General features: G+C 57.5%; 16 protein-coding genes. 13 read left to right on the top strand and 3 right to left on the bottom strand.

Annotation, left to right across the window (positions count from 1 at the left end; translation table 11 throughout):
• Positions 1-2: 2 nt before the first annotated feature.
• The 9 genes from DKW72_RS15290 (at position 3) to DKW72_RS15250 (ending at position 11,429) form a co-directional block, all read left to right on the top strand.
• Positions 3-680 (top strand): YEATS-associated helix-containing protein, encoded by a 678-nt coding sequence (locus DKW72_RS15290; protein ID WP_111643265.1) that lies wholly within the window; start codon positions 3-5, stop codon positions 678-680.
• 19 nt (positions 681-699) lie between these two features.
• The gene (locus DKW72_RS15285) at positions 700-1,536 is read left to right on the top strand and encodes a hypothetical protein (RefSeq protein ID WP_111643264.1); all 837 of its coding nucleotides are present in this window, start codon (positions 700-702) and stop codon (positions 1,534-1,536) included.
• Between the two features lie 93 nt (positions 1,537-1,629).
• Complete coding sequence (locus tag DKW72_RS15280; RefSeq protein ID WP_111643263.1) at positions 1,630-2,097, top strand: Dps family protein; 468 nt, start codon at positions 1,630-1,632, stop codon at positions 2,095-2,097.
• A gap of 453 nt (positions 2,098-2,550) precedes the next feature.
• Positions 2,551-6,477: an ATP-dependent RNA helicase HrpA gene (hrpA, locus tag DKW72_RS15275; RefSeq protein WP_111643262.1), complete on the top strand. Its 3,927-nt coding sequence runs from the start codon at positions 2,551-2,553 to the stop codon at positions 6,475-6,477.
• A gap of 119 nt (positions 6,478-6,596) precedes the next feature.
• Complete coding sequence (locus DKW72_RS15270) at positions 6,597-7,607, top strand: porin (protein ID WP_111643261.1); 1,011 nt, start codon at positions 6,597-6,599, stop codon at positions 7,605-7,607.
• A 152-nt stretch (positions 7,608-7,759) separates the two neighbouring features.
• Positions 7,760-8,782, top strand: coding sequence for a porin (locus DKW72_RS15265; protein ID WP_111643260.1), 1,023 nt, complete (start codon positions 7,760-7,762; stop codon positions 8,780-8,782).
• A gap of 102 nt (positions 8,783-8,884) precedes the next feature.
• Positions 8,885-9,673: an MlaA family lipoprotein gene (locus DKW72_RS15260; RefSeq protein ID WP_111643259.1), complete on the top strand. Its 789-nt coding sequence runs from the start codon at positions 8,885-8,887 to the stop codon at positions 9,671-9,673.
• Positions 9,674-9,756: 83 nt separating this feature from the next.
• On the top strand, positions 9,757-10,944 hold the full coding sequence (locus DKW72_RS15255) for a response regulator (RefSeq protein ID WP_111643258.1): 1,188 nt from the start codon (positions 9,757-9,759) through the stop codon (positions 10,942-10,944).
• Between the two features lie 2 nt (positions 10,945-10,946).
• Entirely contained in the window at positions 10,947-11,429 is a 483-nt protein-coding gene (locus tag DKW72_RS15250) for an STAS domain-containing protein (protein WP_111643257.1), read from the top strand.
• A gap of 259 nt (positions 11,430-11,688) precedes the next feature.
• On the opposite strand, the gene tal is transcribed toward DKW72_RS15250, so the two are convergent.
• Together tal and dusA are read right to left on the bottom strand one after the other, a co-directional pair.
• The gene (gene tal, locus DKW72_RS15245; RefSeq protein WP_111643256.1) at positions 11,689-12,645 is read right to left on the bottom strand and encodes a transaldolase; all 957 of its coding nucleotides are present in this window, start codon (positions 12,643-12,645) and stop codon (positions 11,689-11,691) included.
• A 116-nt stretch (positions 12,646-12,761) separates the two neighbouring features.
• The gene (gene dusA / locus DKW72_RS15240) at positions 12,762-13,769 is read right to left on the bottom strand and encodes a tRNA dihydrouridine(20/20a) synthase DusA (RefSeq protein WP_111643255.1); all 1,008 of its coding nucleotides are present in this window, start codon (positions 13,767-13,769) and stop codon (positions 12,762-12,764) included.
• 118 nt (positions 13,770-13,887) lie between these two features.
• On the opposite strand from dusA, the gene DKW72_RS15235 reads away from it, so the two are divergent.
• Positions 13,888-14,652 carry a DUF481 domain-containing protein gene (locus DKW72_RS15235; protein ID WP_111643254.1) on the top strand — a complete coding sequence of 255 codons (765 nt, stop codon included), beginning with the start codon at positions 13,888-13,890 and terminating at the stop codon, positions 14,650-14,652.
• On the opposite strand, the gene DKW72_RS15230 is transcribed toward DKW72_RS15235, so the two are convergent.
• A complete protein-coding gene (locus tag DKW72_RS15230) occupies positions 14,649-15,359 on the bottom strand; it encodes a glutathione S-transferase N-terminal domain-containing protein (RefSeq protein WP_111643253.1) in 711 nt (236 codons plus the stop codon). The genes DKW72_RS15235 and DKW72_RS15230 overlap by 4 nt on opposite strands.
• 179 nt (positions 15,360-15,538) lie before the next feature.
• Between DKW72_RS15230 and acnA the strand changes: the two genes are divergently transcribed.
• From acnA to moaE, 3 genes are read left to right on the top strand one after another with little or no spacing between them, the layout of a single operon-like run.
• Complete coding sequence (gene acnA / locus DKW72_RS15225) at positions 15,539-18,274, top strand: aconitate hydratase AcnA (RefSeq protein ID WP_111643252.1); 2,736 nt, start codon at positions 15,539-15,541, stop codon at positions 18,272-18,274.
• Positions 18,271-18,759, top strand: coding sequence for a cyclic pyranopterin monophosphate synthase MoaC (moaC, locus tag DKW72_RS15220; RefSeq protein ID WP_111643251.1), 489 nt, complete (start codon positions 18,271-18,273; stop codon positions 18,757-18,759). Before acnA ends, moaC begins: the two co-directional genes overlap by 4 nt.
• Positions 18,752-19,216: a molybdopterin synthase catalytic subunit MoaE gene (gene moaE, locus DKW72_RS15215; RefSeq protein WP_269777902.1), complete on the top strand. Its 465-nt coding sequence runs from the start codon at positions 18,752-18,754 to the stop codon at positions 19,214-19,216. Before moaC ends, moaE begins: the two co-directional genes overlap by 8 nt.
• The last annotated feature ends 208 nt before the right edge of the window (positions 19,217-19,424 follow it).

Here is a 19,424-nt window from a genome sequence, read left to right as displayed (position 1 = left end):
CAATGGCGAACCATATTTTTATTTTGGCGGCGGTGATGAGCATCGCGGGCGTTTTTGGTGGTCTGATTAACTACTACCAGATGGCCCAAAGCCAGGAAGGGCAGGATGATACCGCGCTGCCACGCTGCATTGTGCTCGGCATCGGTGCGGCGTTTTTGGTGCCGGTAATACTGTTTCTGGTACAGAGCGATCTGATTACCGACATCCAGGGCGAACCCTCGCAACTGTTGATCTATACCGGCTTCTGCCTGATTGCTGCGATCGCGTCACGCCTGGTGTTGACCACCACGCCCAAACGTATTCTCCAACAATCGTCAGTGGCCCGGGAGCAGCTCGAAGAGCTCAAACACGAGTTCAAGGTCATGCAGGAGGCGGTCATGCCGCTGCTGGATACGGAAACCGAGCAGGATCCGGCGATTGACGACAACATCGGCACCTTTGATCCTAACGAAGAGCTGGATATTTCCGCAACCAAAGTATTGAAAACCTTGGGTTGTGGGCGTCACCTGTTTCGCTCCATGGCGGGCTTGTGCCAGGAAGCGGGTGCCGATGAACCGACCATCGAAAAGTCGCTGTCGGTGCTGGCCAACCGGCGTCTTGTGGGTCGCATCAATACCGTCAAAGGTGTGCGCTGGTTCCTGACCGACCGAGGTCGGCGTGCTGTCGATCAGTTAATTTGATGTTCGGGGAGCACTGAAGGTGCGGGGCGCACGTCTGCTACCTGTGGTGGGGTGGGCTCTGTTGCTGGGGCTGGCGCCCTGGGTCTCTGCCCAAGACGACGCTCTGGCGGATGCCTTTTCATTGTCGCTCGAGGTCGATGTTGACAGTCGACCCATTGTCTACCACTTGTACGCCACGGCGAGCCAGGGGCGCATTACCGGTGCGCGCACACTGGTGGTGGCGCACCTGCGCAGCTCTGAGGGTTTGACCCGGGTTATTACGCTCGACTATCGCGGTGAGAACCGCTGGCATACGGTTTTTCCGATCACCGATATGGCGCGCTACTGGATTGAGGTACACGCGAACGTCCAGACCACGACCGGTGATCGGGAGCGCGTGGAGTTACCGACGCTGTATTTTCAGCTTCCCGGTGGTGACACTGAAGATATCGACCCGGAACTCATGCGCTTACAAGCTCTGGTTGAAGAGTATGAGCAGACGCTGGAGCGGCGCGAAGCTGAACGTGAAGCATTTTCTCAAGGCTTGACCGAACGTACTGCTTCCGATCCCACCCTTCGTATGCCGACGGCGCAAGAGTCACAAACGCCTGAATCGACGCCTGCAGTGCCACAACCGGCAATAGAGGAGAGCCCTTGGCGGTGGGCGGCCTACATTGCATTGGCGCTGGTCAATCTGTTGATCCTCGGACTCGCCTTTTGGCTGTATCGGGAGTTTAGCGGTACGGGTAAGGGAGAAATTGACGAGGCCGACGATAATGCCGACGAGGACCTCCTCGATGAAGCCTTTGGAGCCCTGGAGGGAGACGAGCCCGCCATGGAGGATTTTAGCGAGCCGGGCGGTACCCGGAAAATGTGACGAAGCGCGGGCCGCTACAGTGAGGGCTTGCGGTTTTTGAGGCGCCTGCTAACATGGAATGCCACATCCATTGTATCTGAGAGACGTGTTGTTATGGATATTGATATTGGCATTGATAAACAGGATCGCGAAGCGATTGCACAAGGTTTGTCCCACCTGCTGGCCGACAGCTACACCCTGTATTTGAAAACCCACAATTTTCATTGGAATGTTACCGGGCCGATGTTCCAGACGCTGCATCTGATGTTTGAGCAGCACTACGTCGAGCTGGCTGACGCGGTTGATGTGATTGCCGAACGTATTCGCTCGATTGGTTTTCCGGCTCCGGGCACCTACAAGCAATTCGTGGCGTTGAGCAGCATTGAGGAAGAGGAGGGCGTGCCCAAGGCCACGGAGATGGTTCGTATCCTGGTCGAAGGCCACGAGGCGGTAGTGCGCACAGCGCGCTCGATTTTCCCGACGGCGGATAAAGCGAGTGATGAGGCGACCGCCGATTTGTTGACCCAGCGAATTCAGTTGCACGAAAAAACCGCGTGGATGCTGCGCAGTTTGTTGGATTGAGTTGAGTCGATCGGATTAGGCGACGCCGTCATCCGACAATCAGGGAACAGCGGTCCATTTGTCGGGCTTGGGTGCCTTACTGTCGGATTACGCCCTGCGGGCTAATCCGACCTACGGGACGCAACGTGGTATTTGTTGGGGTTGGGTGCCTCACTGTCGGATTACGCCCTGCGGGCTAATCCGACCTACGGGACACTACGTGGTGTTTGTTGGGGTTGGGTGCCTCACTGTCGGATTACGCCCTGCGGGCTAATCCGACCCGGGGAAACAAGGTGCCATTGTTTGAGTAGGTCGGATTAGGCGAAGCCGTAATCCGACACCTGAGGCAGCCAAACCCCGGCAAAACCCTACTCTCAATAATACCCACATCGCATTAACACCCCTATTCGGCACACCTACCCCAAACTTGCTATCATACCGGCCCGAATTCACAACCCCGGCCACACTGCCCCTATGTCCGACACCGCCACCACCGACTGGAAGCCCCTCGAACAGGCCCTCGAGCAGGTGATGACCAAAGACCGTCAGCGCCTGAGCAGCCGTCTGCGCGGACTTCAGCAAAAGCAGCGGGACGGCAAGCCCTACGACCGCGCGCTGGCCAAATGGCACAAAGACTGCGAGGCGTCGCTACAGCAGCACCAGCAACGGCGCGAGCGCCTGCCAACACCGATCGAGTACCCGGTGCTCCCGGTCACCGAGCAGAAAGAAAAAATCGCGGCGCTGATCCGCGATCATCAGGTGGTGGTGCTGGCGGGCGAAACCGGCTCGGGCAAAACCACCCAGATTCCCAAAATCTGCCTCGAACTCGGACGCGGTGTCAAAGGCATGGTCGGTCATACCCAGCCGAGACGTATCGCCGCCAATACTGTCGCCAACCGGATTGCCGAGGAACTGAAAACCCCGCTGGGGCAGCTGGTGGGCTATCAGGTGCGTTTTACCGATCAATCCAGCGATCACACGCTCATCAAAGTGATGACAGACGGGATCCTGCTGGCTGAAATTCAGAACGACCCTTTTCTCAATCGCTATGACACCCTGATTATCGACGAGGCCCACGAGCGCAGCCTCAACATTGATTTTCTGTTGGGTTACCTCAAACAGTTGTTACCCAAACGCCCGGACCTGAAACTCATCATCACGTCGGCAACCATTGATGTGGAGCGTTTTTCCAAGCACTTTGATAATGCCCCCGTTATCGAAGTCTCTGGGCGTACCTATCCGGTCGATGTCTGGTACCGGCCAGCCGAAAACCGCGACGACGATGATGATGACAGCTACCAGCCGATCATCGATGCCATTGATGAGATCGAGCGGCACGAGCGTGAGCAGGGTAAACGTGGGGGCGACATTCTGGTTTTTATGAGCGGCGAGCGGGATATTCGCGAAGCTGCCAAGCGGATTCGCAAGGCCGATTTTCGGCACTTTGAGGTGCTCCCCTTGTATGCCCGGCTCAGCCTGGCAGAACAGCAGAAAGTGTTTGCTCCCCACAAAGGCCGGCGCGTGGTGCTGGCCACCAACGTGGCGGAAACCTCCATTACCGTGCCGGGCATTCGCTATGTGATTGACCCCGGCTATGCTCGGCTGAGTCGCTACAGTTACCGCACCAAGGTGCAACGCCTGCCTATCGAGCCCATCTCTCAGGCCAGTGCCAACCAGCGTAAAGGCCGCTGTGGGCGGGTGGCTGAAGGTATCTGTATCCGTTTGTACAGCGAGGACGATTTTCTCTCGCGCCCCGAGTTTACCGATGCGGAAATTCTGCGCACCAACCTGGCGGCGGTCATTCTGCAGATGCTGCAGATGCGTATGGGTAGCATCCACGATTTTCCCTTTGTCGATCCACCGGATCGGCGTCTGATCAACGATGGCTACAAGCTGCTTGAAGAGTTGCAGGCGGTCGATCCGCGAGGTCGCCTGACGGCTATTGGAAAACAGCTGACGCAATTGGCGGTTGATCCCCGCCTGGCGCGCATGTTGATTGCGGCCAATGGGCAAGAGTGCGTGCGCGAAGTGTTGATTATTATCAGCGCGCTGTCAGTGCAGGACCCGCGCGAGCGACCCGCCGACAAGCAACAACATGCGGATCAGATGCATCGGCGCTTCTGGCATGAGGAGTCAGATTTTCTGTCCCTGGTAAATCTTTGGGATTACATGGAAGAGCAGCGCCAGGCACTCTCGCAAAACCAGTTTCGCAAGCTGTGTAAAAAAGAATTTCTCTCTTATTTGCGCTGGCGCGAGTGGCGCGATGTGCATCACCAGCTGCGCATCGCCGTCAAGGCACTCAAACTCAAGGATAACCCGGAGCCGGCCAGCTATGAAAAGTTGCATCGGGCGCTGGTCACCGGTCTGCTGGGTAATCTCGGCATGAATACTGAAGACCGGGAATATCTGGGTGCGCGCAACCGCAAATTCATGATTTTCCCCGGTTCATCCCAGTTCAAGAAAACGCCCAAGTGGCTGATGGCGGCGGAGCTGCTGGAAACGTCACGCCTGTACGCTCACACGGTGGCAAAGATTGACCCGCAATGGGCCCTGCACGCCGCCGAACACCTGGTCAAGCGCAATCACTTTGAGCCTCACTACGACGCCCGTACGGGCCGGGTCAAAGGCTACGAAAAAGTTACTCTCTACGGCCTGACCCTGGTCGAGAAGCAGTCTGTGGATTTCAGCAAGATCGATGCGGCCGCCTGCCGCGAAGTGTTCATCCGCTCGGCCCTGGTGGAGGGGCGCTATGCCAAGCAGCGCAGCCGTGAGCAGGTGGGGGAATTTTTCCGTCATAACCGGCGTTTGCTTGAAGAATTGCACGACCTGGAAGCGAAATCCCGGCGCCGGGATATTATCGTCGATGAACAGGTGGTGTACGACTTCTACGATGAGCGCCTGCCCGACGATGTGATCACGCGTGCCGCCTTTGAGAAGTGGCGTCAGCAGGCGGAGGCGGATAATCCCGAGCTGTTGTTCATTCGCCGGGAACAGCTGATGCGCCACGATGCCGGCGATGTCACCGAGGTCCAGTTCCCCGATGAGTTGACTTACAAAGGGATCAGTTTTCCACTGGAGTACCATTTTGAGCCTGGGCACGAGAATGACGGCGTCAACCTGAAAGTCCCGGTGAGTCTTCTGCATCAGGTTCCGGAGCACCGCTTGCAGTGGCTGGTGCCCGGGCTTTTGCGCGACAAATGTATCGGTCTGGTCAAGAGTCTGCCCAAAAACCTCCGCAAGCACTTTGTGCCCGTGCCGGATGTGGTGGACAAGGCACTGGCGGCAATGGCCCCCGATAACACCCCCTTGACCGAGGCGCTGGGCCATCAGCTTAAGCGTCACACCGGCATTGAGGTGCCCGACGACGCCTGGGCCGAGGACAGCCTGGATGATTTTTACCGGATCAACCTGCAGGTACTGGACGAGAGCGGCAAGGTGATCGACAGCGGTCGTGCGCTGCAACCGTTGCGCGAGCGCTACCGGGAAAAAGTCCAGGCCAACATCCAGTCAGCCGCGACCGGCATTGAGCAGCAGGGGCTGACCGGCTGGGATTTCGCTACGCTGCCCGAAAAAGTGGAACTCAAGCGCGGTGGCCTGAGTATTCGCGCCTATCCGGCGCTGATCGACAAAGGCGACAGCGTTGACCTGGAAGTGCTGGATGACCCGCGTGAAGCGCAGTACCTGAGCCGCAAGGGCATTACCCGTTTACTGGTGCTTGAGTCGGCGGTGACCGCAAAGTATCTGCGTAAGGAGTTGCTCAAGGGGCAGGAGCTTGCACTCGCGGTGACCACGATGGGTAAGCGCGATCGGGTGGCGGACGACCTGATGATGGCGGCTTTTGCCCAGGTCTGCCTGTCCGGCGGGGAGCTGCCACGCACCCGAGAAGCCTTCGATCGATGCCTGGCTGAGGGCAGTAACCGGGTCACCGCTCAGGCCCAGCGCCTCGCCGATGTCCTGGCGACCAGCCTGAAGGCGCTGGTGGGGATCAAAAAATCGATCAAACAGAACAAGAACGCCTTGGCTCTGGCGCTGACGGTGGGTGATATCAACCGGCAACTGGCGGGGTTGTTTTACGCCGGTATGGTGTACGACACGCCGCAAGACTGGCTCGAGCAGTACCCGCGTTATCTCAAGGCCATTGACGCCCGCCTGGAGCGGGCGCAGCGGGATCCCCACAAAGATCGCCTGGGAATCAATGAACTGACCACCCAGCGGGAGCGCCTGGAGGCCTACCTGAACAAAGAGGGAGAGCATCAGTTGTGGCTTGACCCCAGGCTGATGGACTTCCGCTGGCGCCTGGAAGAGTTGCGAGTGTCGCTTTTTGCCCAGACCCTGAAGACCCGCATGCCCGTATCCACGAAACGTCTGAACAAGCTCTGGCAGGAAATTCTGGATAATTGAAAGCAATCCCCCAAGTGTCATTTTTTTGCAACAAATAAGTCGCATCATACGCGCCATAACAACGGATTCAGCTGTTGTTTAAAAGCAGAAAATCACTGACACTTAAGGGGATAGCTCCTATGAAAAAAGCACTGTTGCCGCTGGCTCTTGCCGCTGCCATGCCGTTGACCGCGATGGCTGATGTCAGCGTTTACGGTCGCGCTCACGTCTCTCTGGATTTGCTCGACGACGGCGCTGACTACTCGGAACTGAACATTTCCAGTAACTCATCGCGCTTGGGTTTTCGTGCCAATAAGGATCTGGAAAACGGCATGACCGCCATCATGCAGATTGAGTCCCAGATCGACTACGACACAGGCGGCGCCTTTGTCAGCAACCGCGATACCTTCGTCGGCCTGCGCGGCGACTTTGGTATGCTGCGTATCGGTCAGTTTGATAGCCCCTTCAAGCGTGCCCGCGGTCCCGCGAATCTGTTTGGTGATCAGGTGGGTGACATGCGTAACCTGACCCGCGCTGGCAACGGTCGTTTTGACGAGCGCCCGAATAACACCATTCACTACCAGACGCCGAAAATGGGCGATCTGCAATTCAATATTGCTTACTCAGTCAACGATGGCAGCTCTAAGGAAGAAGGCGCCAAGGATGAAGCTGTCAGCTTGTCCGCCACCTACGCGGCGGGCGGTCTGGATCTGGCGGTTGCCTACGAGGCTTGGGGCGAAGATCACGGTCGCGGTGAGCGTGACGCGCTGCGCCTCGCGGCTGGCTACCAACTCACCGGTGATTTCAAGTTGGTAGGTTTCTTCCAGAGCGCCAATCATGAAGAAAATGACGCCTGGACCAGCGATGTCTTCGGCCTGGGTGCCGAGTTCAAACTGGCGCCGCAAACGGCCCTCAAAGGCCACTTTCTGCAGCGCAGTGGCGATCTGGACGATAGCGACACCAGCCTGATTGCCGTCGGTATCGAGCACCGCCTGGATCGTTCAGTGCGCGTGTATGCCAACTATGCGATGGCTGACAACGATGATGCCGTCAACCTGACGCCCTGGTCGCAAGCGCGCAGTGCCGGGCCGGGTGGTACCGCCGGTGAGACCAATAGTGGCCTGTCCTTGGGGCTGCGCTACGACTTCTAGACCTTTCGGGGTAGTGTCGAAAGGGCTCGCTCAGGCGAGCCCTTTTTTTGTGGCGTATGCCCTGGCAGCCAGGGAAACTCTCGCTATAATGGGATGTGACAATTTCATGACAATAAGCGCTGAGACACAGCGTTCAGGAGCGAGGGAAACCGATGAAGAAAATGCTATTGCCGCTGGCTCTGGTTGGTGTCATGCCTGCTGTTCAAGCGGCTGATGTTCAGGTGTACGGTTATATCCATGTGGCCTTGGAGCTACTGGATGACGGCAACGACTATTCAGAACTCAATATGGCCAGCCGCGCCTCCAATCTGGGCTTTCGTGCGAACCGTGATCTCGGAAATTACACGTTGCTGGCGCAACTGGAGCAGGGCGTTGATATGGATACGGGGACGGCCTTCACCGTGCGCCGGAATACCTTCGTCGGCTTGCGGGGCGATTTCGGGATGGTGCGTGTCGGCCATTTCGACACGCCGTTCAAAGCCGCCCGGGGACCGGCCAACCTCTTCCCCAATCAACTGGGCGATATTCGCAGTATTACCCGGGTGCCCGGCAGTGCAGCGGCCAACGGCCAGCTGGACGAGCGCACGTCCAATACCCTGGCTTATCAGACCCCCCGCTTTGGTGATCTGCAGTTCGACATCGCCTATTCGATGAATCAGGGCAGTCGTGTCGAGGATGGGGAAGACTCATCTGTCGTCAGTTTCGCCGCCAACTACCGCACCGATAGCTGGCATATCGCCGGCGCCTATGAGGCCTGGGGCGAGGATGCCGGCGGCGGTGAGCGCGAAGGTTTGCGTTTGGCGGCCTCTTATCAGCTCAACGCCGACATGCGCTTGATGGGTTTCTACCAGAACGTCAGTCACGACGTCGATGACGCCTATACTAGCGATACCCTGGGTGGCGGTGCCGTTTATCGACTGAACCAGAGCACCGATGTCCGTGGGACACTTTTCTACCGAGCGGGCGAGCTGGATGACAGTGATTCGATGATGCTGGTGGTGGGGGTCAATCACGCACTCGCGCAGGGCCTCTATACCTATGCCAACCTGGGCATTACCAACAACGACGATAGTGCTGCGCTCACCCCGTGGAGAGTGCCGACTACGGCGAATCCTCCCGGTTCTGCCGGCGACACGGCGACCGGCTTGTCGGCTGGCCTGGTGTATCGCTTTTAGGTAGTAAAATGCGCCGATAGATTGTGACCCTTGCCGGGATTCGGTAAAGTGCGCGGTTAACCCCGACGGCCCAGGGGGCCACCCAGCGGAGAATCCCGAGCAATGCGCACATATCTCAAGCAGTGGGCGATAGGCCCAGCGGTACTGTTATTGCTGTCACTGGTGGGTGCTCCGGCACTGGCCTATGATGATGAAGATCCCTGGGAGGGACTCAACCGCAAGGTCTTTGCGGTTAACGAGTTCGGGGACCGCTGGGTGGTCCGGCCGGTCGCGCGGGCCTATGTCGCCGTGACCCCTCGTGCGCTGCGCCGCGGGGTCACCAATGTGTTCTCCAATATCGGTGAGGTCCCCAGCGCCCTCAACGGCCTGCTTCAGGCTAAGCCCGGGCATGCCGGCAACAGTACCGGACGCTTTGTAGTCAACTCCACCGTGGGCCTGGCGGGGATTTTTGATGTCGCTCGGCATGTAGGCCTCGAACGACGTGACCGAGAAGACTTCGGTCAGACCCTGGCGGTCTGGGGCACAGGGCAGGGCCCCTATATGGTGTTGCCGGTGCTCGGCCCAAGCACCCTGCGCGATACCCTGGCATTGCCTGTGGAGTGGTACACCGATCCCATCACCTATATTGACCATACCCGCACCCGCAACTCGACAGTGGTCTACAGTTATTTTCATGCTCGGGCGGGTCTGCTCGATATCGAAAAAGCCATTTCCGGCGATCGCTACACCTTTATCCGTGACGCTTATCTTCAGCGGCGTCATTTCCTGATCCACGATGGTGAAGTCGAGGACGATTTTGGTGCCGGTTTTGATGATTTCGGTGATTATGGCGACTATGGGGATTATGACGATTTCGGCGATGAGGATGACCCGGATGAGTTCGACTTTTAGCGCCATTTTGGGGATTGCGGAACGCGGGGCAAGGGAGTAGTGTAGTGGCCTTTAATTCAACACCGGCGCCTGGCCCCCTAGCGATGACCGATCAACACGGCAAACTGCTGATCATTGATGATGATACGCCCGTGCGGCAAAGTATCCTCACTTACCTGGAAGACAGCGGTTTTGACGTGATCGAGGCCGGCGACGGCCCGAGCGGGCTCAAGCTGTTTGGCGAGCACTCCCCCGACCTGGTCATTACCGATCTGCGTATGCCGGGCATGGATGGTTTGAGTGTAATCCAGAAGATTCAGCAGCAATCGCCTGACACCCCTGTGATTGTTGTTTCCGGTGCGGGGGTGATGGGCGATGTGGTTGACGCACTTCGACTGGGCGCCAGCGACTACCTGATCAAACCCATTGTGGACATGGAGATGCTGGTGCACTCTGTCCATAAGGCAGTAGAGCGGCGCGACCTGCTACGCGAGAATAGACGCTACCGCGAACAGCTGGAAACCACAAACCGCGAGCTGGTGGAAAATCTGCGGCTGCTTGAGCGGGATCAAATGGCGGGTTTGCAAGTGCAGCGCCGCTTACTGCCCAAACCACTGGCTACGCCCGGCGGCTACTCTGCCAACCACCATATCGCCCCCTCGCTTTACCTGAGCGGCGACTTTATTGACTATGCGTACATTCAGCGCCGCTACCTGGCATTTTACTTGGCGGATGTTTCCGGTCATGGGGCGTCGTCGGCGTTTGTCACCATCTGGCTGAAGCATACTGTCACGCGAATGGTGCGTGAAGAGGGGCTGTTTGGCGATGAGGCCTCGTTTCGTGACGGCGCCAACATCATGCTTCAGGATATTAACCGGGAGCTCAATGAGACCCGGTTGAACCACCACATGAGCTTGTTTGTCGGAGTCATAGACACGCACACGGGGGTATTACGCTATGCCGTGGCGGGGCAGCTACCCATGCCAATTTTGTGTGTCAATGGAGAGGCGGAGTACCTGGAAGGACAAGGTAAGCCCGCGGGTATTTTCAAGGATGCTCAGTGGCAGGTCTATGAACGCCAGCTGCCAGAGGCTTTCAGTCTGACCTGTTTTTCCGATGGGATATTGGAGCTGCTGAAGCCACCTTCGCTTGACGAAAAAGAAGCCCTGTTGCTGACTTTGATGGCCAAGTACGGCGGCAGCCTGAAATCAATTCGTGCAAAGCTGGGCGTGAAGGATCAGACCGACACGCCCGACGATATTGCGATCATGACGATAGCCAGAGGACAATAGGTATGCAGCCCGGTAAAATCTTGGTTGCCGATCATAAAGGCGTCTACGTCATCAAAATGACGGGTGACGTGCGCCTGACTCTGTGTATTTCCTTTGATCAATTCATCGATACCATGTTTGCCGAGAAGCATTTCTCGACGGTTCTGTTTGACCTGTCAGAAGTGGAGGCGATCGACAGTACGACGCTGGGATTGATGGCCAAAATTTCCTTGCAGGGCGATGAAGAGCACGGTATTAAGCCGTTGGTGCTATCGACCAATCCGAGCATCAACCGCCTGCTGAGAAGCATGGGGTTTGAGGAGATCTTTACCATCGTCGATGATCTGGATACCCCGGTGCAACCGTTGAAGCCGCTGGAGGAGAATACCGATCAGGAAAATGATGTGCGCGATAAGGTGATTGAGGCGCATAAGGTATTGATGAGCCTGAACGACGAGAATAAAAAGACGTTCCGCAATCTGGTGCAGATGCTGGAAAACAATTAAGTTGGGAGTCGTAGGGGAGTAAGTTGCCTCAGGTGTCGGATTACGCCGACGGCTAATCCGACCTACTCAAACATTGGCACGCTGCCCCCAGTAGGCCGGATCAGCGCGAAGCGCGTAATCCGACAAAAACGCACCCATCCAAAGCAATGGCACAGTTTTTTCAGTAGGTCGGATTAGCCCAGAGGGCGTAATCCGACACCTGAGGCACCGAACCAAAAAAGCGCCCGCGAAAACCCCGGGGCGCTTCCGAACGCAATGCTTACACGTTCCGCTTCAGATAGTTTTCCAGATTCACCTGATCTTTGGCGAAATTCCGGATCCCTTCGGCCAACTTCTCGGTCGCCATCGGGTCATCATTCAGGCCAAAGCGGAAGGCTGATTCGCTTTCATGCAGCTCGGCAATTTTCTCGCCGGTACTATCCGGGTTGAGTACACGCTCAAGCTTACCGTTATCGGCTTCCAACTCTTCCAGCAACTGCGGGCTGATGGTCAGACGGTCGCAACCGGCCAGCGCTTCGATCTCGCCGGTATTGCGGAAGCTCGCCCCCATAACGACAGTCTTGAAGCCCTGCTGTTTGTAGTAGTTGTAAATCTGGCGCACCGACACCACACCCGGGTCTTCATGGGGGGCATAAGAATCCTTGCCTTCGGCCTTTTTGTACCAGTCCAGAATCCGGCCAACGAACGGCGAAATCAGGAAGGCACCGGCGTCAGCACAGGCGGCTGCCTGGTTGAAGCTGAACAGCAGGGTCAGGTTGCAGTTGATCCCTTCTTTTTCCAGTTTTTCAGCGGCTTTGATGCCTTCCCAGGTAGAGGCCAGTTTGATCAACACGCGCGAGCGCTCGATACCGGCTTTGTCGTAGAGCTCAATCAGGTGGTGAGCTTTTTTGATACTTGCGTCAGTATCAAATGACAAACGGGCATCGACTTCGGTGGAGATGCGGCCCGGGATGATTTGCAGAATTTCACGGCCGATAGCCACGGCCAGGTGATCGCAGGCCGAGGCGATTTGCGCATCACCGCTCAGGCCTTCGGCTTTGGCAGCGGCCAGCGATTGCTTCAGCAGGTCCTTGTAGCCGGGCATTTGCGCGGCCTTGTACAGCAGCGACGGGTTGGTGGTGGCATCCATTGGCTGATACTTGCGGATGGCCTCGATATCGCCGGTGTCGGCAACCACGTCGGTCAGTTGTTTGAGCTGTTGCAGTTTAGAAGTCACAGCAGTAATCCTGTTGGTTGGTTATCGAAAGGACATGTATTGGGAGCTGGCCATTATAGGGTGCGTAGGTCTTTACGTCTAATTGTATTATAAATGCGCCAGCGCCGTTCTGGTTGTCAGCCGCTCTCAACCGCGGCCAGGGCCTCTTCCATCACTTCGGTTCCGGCGCCGGCTCGCGGCGCCTTTTCACTCAACACCCGCCGAAAACTGCGCCCGTGGGGCTGTCCTTGGTAGAGGCCCAATATATGGCGGGTTATATGACTGAGACGTACACCGTGTGCAAGTTGTTCCTCAGCATAGCCGATCATTGCCTGCATCACCTGGGCGCGGCTTGGAGCGGCCTCTGTGCGGCCAAACAGGGTTTGGTCAACATCGGCGAGCAAGTAGGGGTTACTGTAGATCTCGCGACCCAGCATAACACCATCGACGTCATCCAGCAGGCTCTGACACTGGGCCAGGGTCGTGATACCGCCGTTGATGATGATTTCCAGGGACGGAAAATCCTGTTTCAGGCGTGCTACCGCGTCGTACTGCAAAGGCGGCACCGTGCGATTCTCCTTGGGACTCAAACCTTTGAGCCAGGCCTTGCGGGCGTGCACAATAAAGCTCTCGCAACCGCTCTCGGCCACCGTTTTGACAAATTCGTACAGGCCGGCATAGTCGTCCATATCATCGATGCCGATACGGTGTTTGACAGTGACCGGAATATCCACGGCGGCAATCATTGCGGCCATACACTCGCGCACCAGCCCCGGGTCGGCCATCAGGCAGGCGCCAAAGCGCCCGCTTTGCACCCGATCGCTTGGGCAGCCGCAGTTGAGGTTAACCTCGGCATACCCATAGTCCTGAGCCATACGGGCACAACGGGCCAGGTCGTCCGGATCGCTGCCGCCCAGTTGCAGCGCCAGGGGCTGTTCGGCCGGGTGATAGCGCAACAGGTAGTCCCGGTCGCCGTGAATCAATGCACCTGTCGTGACCATTTCCGTGTATAGCAGTGTTTCCCGGCTCATCAGGCGCCAGAAGTAACGGCAATGGGTATCTGACCAGTCCATCATCGGGGCTGCGCAGAAGCGGCGGCTCAGTGGGGCAGGTGGCAGTGGTGAGGCGGTGGCGCGAGTGCTCATAGTGGCTCTGTACAAAATTTGCGTCATTCTAACACGGCCCGGCAAATCGCTCTAATCCTGCTATCATATAGGCGAATTTCGATGATTATCCCGTAGAAGTAGAAGGAAACTCAGCCTTATGAAGTACAAAACCCTAATGACTGGTGCATTGGCCGTTGCCGGTGCCGCAATCAGTAGCAGCGCCGCCGCAGAGGATCGCGACAGCCCCTGGACAGCCTCCGCGGAGTTCGGTGCTCTGATTACCTCGGGCAACACCGAGACCACCAGCTTTAACGGACGCTTTAATGCCGAGCAGGACTTGGAGCGTTGGCAGAATCAGTATCAGGTCAGCGCGCGCTTCAAAGAGGACGTGATTACCTTACCGGATGGCGAGCGCAGCACGGAAAAAACTGCAGAGCGGTATTATCTTTCGGCCCGCAGTGGTTACAAATTGACCGAGGACTACAAAAGTCTGTTTGTCTATGGTTCCTATACCGATGACCAGTTCGGCTCCTACGTTGAATATACGACGGTCGCTGTGGGTTATAGCGACCGGCTGGTCGATTCTGAGCGCCATCGGTTTGACTATGAGGTGGGTCCCGGTTACTTCCGCGCTCGCGCCGCGCTTGGAGACGGTTTGTACCAGACCGAAGAGGGCGCTTTGTTGCGCGCCGGTGTCAACTACCGCTGGGTGATCAGTGAAACGGCCACCTTCCGTCAGACGCTGGCTGTGGAGTCGGGCGAAGACAATACCCGGACCACGTCCGATACATCGGTGTCTGCCCGGATCAACAATTCCATGCAGATGCGGGTGGGGTTTGAGGCGCAGCGCAACAGCGATGTGGCGCCCGGCAAGGAAAACACCGATACCACAACCTATGCCAACCTGGTGTATACCTTCTAGGTAGAGCTGGTTTCCGGCAGCGCACAGACGTCCCGGGCCTTTATGTAGGCGGGGCGTTCTGTGCAGCGTGCGAGCCAGTCGTTGACGGCAATAAAATCCCCAAGGCGCAAAAAATCCTCCGCCTTATAGAAGCTGCTCAAGCACTCCACCCACGGGCAGATGCTCATATCCACGATACTGTAACTCTCCCCCAGCATATAGTGCCTGCCTGCCAGGTGATGCTCCAGCACGCCCAGTAACCGCCGGGTTTCCTTGGCGTAGCGGTCCGTGGGGTAGGGGTGGTCGCACTTGTCTTTGGCGTAGACGTAAAAGTGCCCAAATTGGCCGAACATGGGGCCAATATGCCCCATTTGGAAGAATAACCACTGTTCGCAGGCGCTGCGCCCGGCGCCGTCCAAAGGCGCGTACTCCCCGGTTTTTCGACTCAGATAGAGCAAAATGGCGGCGGATTCCATCAGGCTGATGGGGTGGTCGTCTGGCCCATCCGGGTCGTACAGTGCGGGGATCTTGCCGTTGGGGCTGATCGACATGAATTCCGGGGTGTGCTGGTGACCCTCGAGAATATTGATCGTGTGAGGCTCATAGGCCAGGTGCATCTCCTCCAGAGCCAAGGCGACTTTGATGCCGTTGGGCGTGTTCATGGAGTAGAGCTGGATCACGTTCGGGTTGCGGGCGGGCCAGCGACGGAAAATCGGTGGGTTGTGCATGCGTACCTCTGCGTGTTTGCGGCCAAATCCAGAGTATAGCCTATGAACCGCAAGCCACTGAAAATGCGCCAAATTTAACCGGGGTGAAACTGGCGAAATGGCCAACTGTGACATAGGCTTAGAGTATTCCGATTGCGCCTTATTCGGGCGCTCCAGCCACCGAACACAGTGAGGTTACCATGGCTAAATCCTGGCAAGTGAGCGAGTCGTTAGAGGTCGCGGGTAAAACCTACACCATCTACCCCTTTACCCGGTTACAGGAAAAGTATCCGGTGGATAAACTGCCGTTTTCGCTGAAAATCCTCCTGGAGAACTTGCTGCGCCATGAGGGGGAAGACTTTGTCAGCCCGTCGGACATCGACGCCCTGGCGCAGTGGGACCCCAAAGCTGAGCCCTCCCAGGAGATTGCTTTTGTGCCCGCCCGGGTGGTACTGCAGGATTTCACCGGCGTTCCCGCCATCGTCGATCTGGCGGCCATGCGCGATGCGGTCAAGCAGCTCGGGGGCAAGCCAGAGCAGATCAACCCCCTGTCGCCGGTGGAGCTGGTCATCGATCATTCGGTGATGGTGGACCACTACGGGAGCGCCGATTCACTCGGCAAGAATACGGCGGTAGAGATCGAGCGCAACCGGGAGCGCTACCAGTTTTTGCGCTGGGGACAGAAGGCCTTTGACAACTTCAAGGTGGTGCCGCCGGGCACTGGCATCGTGCATCAGGTCAATCTGGAGTACCTGGCGCGGGGCGTGTTCAGTGTCGATAAGGACGGCAAGCGCCTGGCTTATCCTGACACCCTGGTGGGTACCGACTCCCACACCACCATGATCAATGGCCTGGGTGTACTGGGCTGGGGGGTAGGCGGCATCGAGGCGGAAGCCGCCATGCTGGGACAGCCGATCTCAATGCTGATTCCGCAGGTGGTGGGCTTCAAGTTCACCGGCAAGTTGCCGGAGGGGGCCACCGCCACGGATCTTGTGCTCACGGTGACCCAGAAGCTGCGCAACCTCGGCGTGGTGGGTAAGTTCGTTGAATTCTTTGGCCCGGGCCTGAAAAACCTGACCCTGGCGGATCGGGCCACCATCGGCAACATGGCACCGGAGTACGGTGCGACCTGCGGCATCTTTCCGGTGGATCAGCAGACCCTGGACTACCTGACGTTTACCGGCCGCAGTAAAGACCAGGTGGCCTTGGTCAAGGCCTACATGGAGGCTATGGGACTCTGGCATGATGACAATACACCCGAGGCGGAATACAGCGATCTGCTGACCCTTGATCTGGGCAAAGTGGAGCCGTCTTTGGCTGGACCGAAACGGCCCCAGGACCGGATTGCGCTCAAGCAGGCGAAGAGCAGCTTCCACAAGCTGTTGGAAGAGCAGAGTGAGCATTACCGGAACACCATCGCCACCACGGCTGCGGACTTTGCGGCGGAGGGTGGCAGTGCCGCGGTAGGTGCCCAAGTAGAGCCGGAGCAGGGTGCGGTCGAGGTCAGCTACCAGGGTAAGGACTTTTTACTGCGCGAGGGTGCCGTGGTCATCGCCGCGATTACCAGCTGTACAAACACCTCCAATCCGGCGGTACTGATGGCCGCGGGTCTTCTTGCGCGCAATGCCCGAGCGCGTGGGCTGGTGAGCAAGCCCTGGGTAAAAACCAGCTTGGCACCCGGGTCGAAAGTGGTGACCGATTACTTGGTCAAGGCGGGTTTACTGGAAGATCTTGAGGCTCTGGGCTTTTATTTGGTGGGTTATGGCTGTACCACCTGTATCGGTAACTCCGGGCCACTGCCCGATGAAATTGGACACGCTATTCACAAGGGTAATTTGTTGGTGACTTCGGTACTTTCGGGCAACCGCAATTTCGAGGGGCGTATTCACCCGGATGTCAAAGCCAACTACCTGGCGTCGCCGCCGCTGGTGGTGGCCTATGCCCTGGCGGGCAATATGAACATGGATTTGAACAAGGAACCGCTGGGTCTCGACAAGAATGGCGAGCCGGTGTACCTCAAGGAAATCTGGCCCAGTGGTCAGGACATTCAGAAGGCGATTACCGATAACCTGGAGCCGGCGATGTTTTCGGATAAGTACGCCGATGTCTTCAGCGGCGACGACGATTGGCGCTCGCTGCCCGCCGACGACAGTCAGCTGTATAACTGGCCAGAGTCAGACTATGTGCGCAAACCGCCTTTCTTTGAGGGTATTCAAAAAGAGGCCGCTGAGGTTGAGGCCATCGAGGGTGGGCGCTGCCTGGTTAAAGTGGGTGACAGTATTACTACCGACCATATTTCCCCGGCCGGTGCGATCATGCCGGATAGCCCGGCGGGCAAGTACTTACAGGAGCGGGGAGTGTCACCCAAGGATTTCAATTCCTATGGGTCGCGCCGGGGCAATCACGAAGTCATGATGCGTGGCACCTTTGCCAACGTCCGGTTGAAAAACCAGATGGCACCGGGTACCGAAGGCAGCTGGACCACCTTCTTGCCCGAGGATGAAGTGATGAGCATCTACGATGCCGCCGAGCACTACCGCAAAACGGGTACGCCCTTGATTGTGCTGGCGGGAAAAGAGTATGGTTCCGGCTCGTCGCGGGATTGGGCGGCCAAAGGGCCCTCATTGCTGGGTGTGCGTGCGGCCATTGCGGAAAGTTACGAGCGTATTCACCGCTCCAACCTGGTGGGCATGGGTATACTGCCGTTACAATTTACCGGTGGTGATTCGGTCGAGTCGCTGGGGCTCACGGGGCGGGAACATTTTGATATTCCCAAGGTGGACCCGGACAGCAAAACCGTCACGGTCAGCGCGAAGAAAGAGGGCGGCGATACAATCACCTTTGAAGCCAAAGTGCGTATCGACACACCCAATGAATTTAACTACTTCCGCAATGGCGGTATTTTGCACTATGTGCTGAGGAAGCTGGCTGAATGAGCTTGACCCATATCGATAATCAGGGCAACGCCAGTATGGTGGATGTGTCCGATAAGGACGCCACGGTACGCGAGGCGCGAGCTCAGGCGGTGGTCAGTATGCGCCCGGAAACTCTGGCGCAGGTGGTCGACAATTCACTGAAGAAAGGTGATGTACTGGCGACCGCGCGTATCGCGGGTATTCAGGCGGCAAAAAAAACAGCGGACCTGATTCCCCTATGCCACCCGTTGGCGCTGAGCAAGGTGGCGGTGGAGTTCGATATTGACACGGCTCAGAGCCGGATATGGGTACATAGCTACTGCAAACTCCGTGGACAGACCGGTGTCGAAATGGAGGCGCTGACCGCCGCCAGCGTCGCGGCGCTCACCATCTACGATATGTGCAAAGCGGTGGATATGGGCATGACCATCAGTGACCTGTGCCTGTTGGAAAAATCCGGCGGACGGCGGGGTCACTATCAGCGGGGGGCGTCGGCACTTGTCTGAATCCCTGCAACCCTCGGTGACCGTGCAAACCGGGGATTTTGATGTGGGCGCTGAGTACGCGGCGCTGACCCACCAGGATACCGGCGCTGGCGCCGTCGTGTTTTTTGTCGGGCGCGTGCGGGACATGAATCTCGACACTGACGTGAGTGCCTTGACCCTGGAACACTACCCCGGGATGACCGAAAAAGCGCTGACGGAAATCGTCGATGAAGCCCGGGAACGATGGCGTCTGCTGAAAGTGCGGGTGATCCATCGCGTGGGGCGTCTGACCCTGGGTGACCAGATTGTGCTGGTGGGTGTGACCAGTCAGCATCGGGAGGATGCGTTTGCGGCTGCGCAGTTTTTGATGGATTACCTGAAAACCCGGGCGCCGTTCTGGAAGAAAGAGGAAACCGACCTCGGCGAACGCTGGATCGAGGCCCTGGAGAAAGACCGACAGGCCGCGAAGCGTTGGTAGTGAGCGGTTTTTTTAGGGTTGGGTGCCTCATGTGTCGGATTACGCTGCGCTAATCCGACCTACTTGGACAATGGCACGGTGTTTTATTGGGATTGGGTGCCTCATGTGTCGGATTACGCTGCGCTAATCCGACCTACTTGAGCAATGGCACGATGTTTCCCGTAGGTCGGATTAGGCCGAAGGCCGTAATCCGACACCTGAGGCACCG

The organism is Marinimicrobium alkaliphilum, from assembly GCF_003259155.1.
In the GTDB taxonomy this organism is placed as follows: domain Bacteria; phylum Pseudomonadota; class Gammaproteobacteria; order Pseudomonadales; family Cellvibrionaceae; genus Marinimicrobium_A; species Marinimicrobium_A alkaliphilum.
This window is presented reverse-complemented; position numbering and strand designations above follow the sequence as displayed.

Bases quoted from the DNA above. Each gene is read 5' to 3' on its own strand.
- DKW72_RS15290 (WP_111643265.1), top strand. From the start codon at position 3: ATGGCGAACCATATTTTTATTTTGGCGGCGGTGATGAGCATCGCGGGC.
- DKW72_RS15280 (WP_111643263.1), top strand. From the start codon at position 1,630: ATGGATATTGATATTGGCATTGATAAACAGGATCGCGAAGCGATTGCA.
- hrpA (WP_111643262.1), top strand. From the start codon at position 2,551: ATGTCCGACACCGCCACCACCGACTGGAAGCCCCTCGAACAGGCCCTC.
- DKW72_RS15270 (WP_111643261.1), top strand. From the start codon at position 6,597: ATGAAAAAAGCACTGTTGCCGCTGGCTCTTGCCGCTGCCATGCCGTTG.
- DKW72_RS15265 (WP_111643260.1), top strand. From the start codon at position 7,760: ATGAAGAAAATGCTATTGCCGCTGGCTCTGGTTGGTGTCATGCCTGCT.
- DKW72_RS15260 (WP_111643259.1), top strand. From the start codon at position 8,885: ATGCGCACATATCTCAAGCAGTGGGCGATAGGCCCAGCGGTACTGTTA.
- DKW72_RS15255 (WP_111643258.1), top strand. From the start codon at position 9,757: ATGACCGATCAACACGGCAAACTGCTGATCATTGATGATGATACGCCC.
- DKW72_RS15250 (WP_111643257.1), top strand. From the start codon at position 10,947: ATGCAGCCCGGTAAAATCTTGGTTGCCGATCATAAAGGCGTCTACGTC.
- dusA (WP_111643255.1), bottom strand. From the start codon at position 13,769: ATGAGCACTCGCGCCACCGCCTCACCACTGCCACCTGCCCCACTGAGC.
- DKW72_RS15235 (WP_111643254.1), top strand. From the start codon at position 13,888: ATGAAGTACAAAACCCTAATGACTGGTGCATTGGCCGTTGCCGGTGCC.
- DKW72_RS15230 (WP_111643253.1), bottom strand. From the start codon at position 15,359: ATGCACAACCCACCGATTTTCCGTCGCTGGCCCGCCCGCAACCCGAAC.
- acnA (WP_111643252.1), top strand. From the start codon at position 15,539: ATGGCTAAATCCTGGCAAGTGAGCGAGTCGTTAGAGGTCGCGGGTAAA.
- moaC (WP_111643251.1), top strand. From the start codon at position 18,271: ATGAGCTTGACCCATATCGATAATCAGGGCAACGCCAGTATGGTGGAT.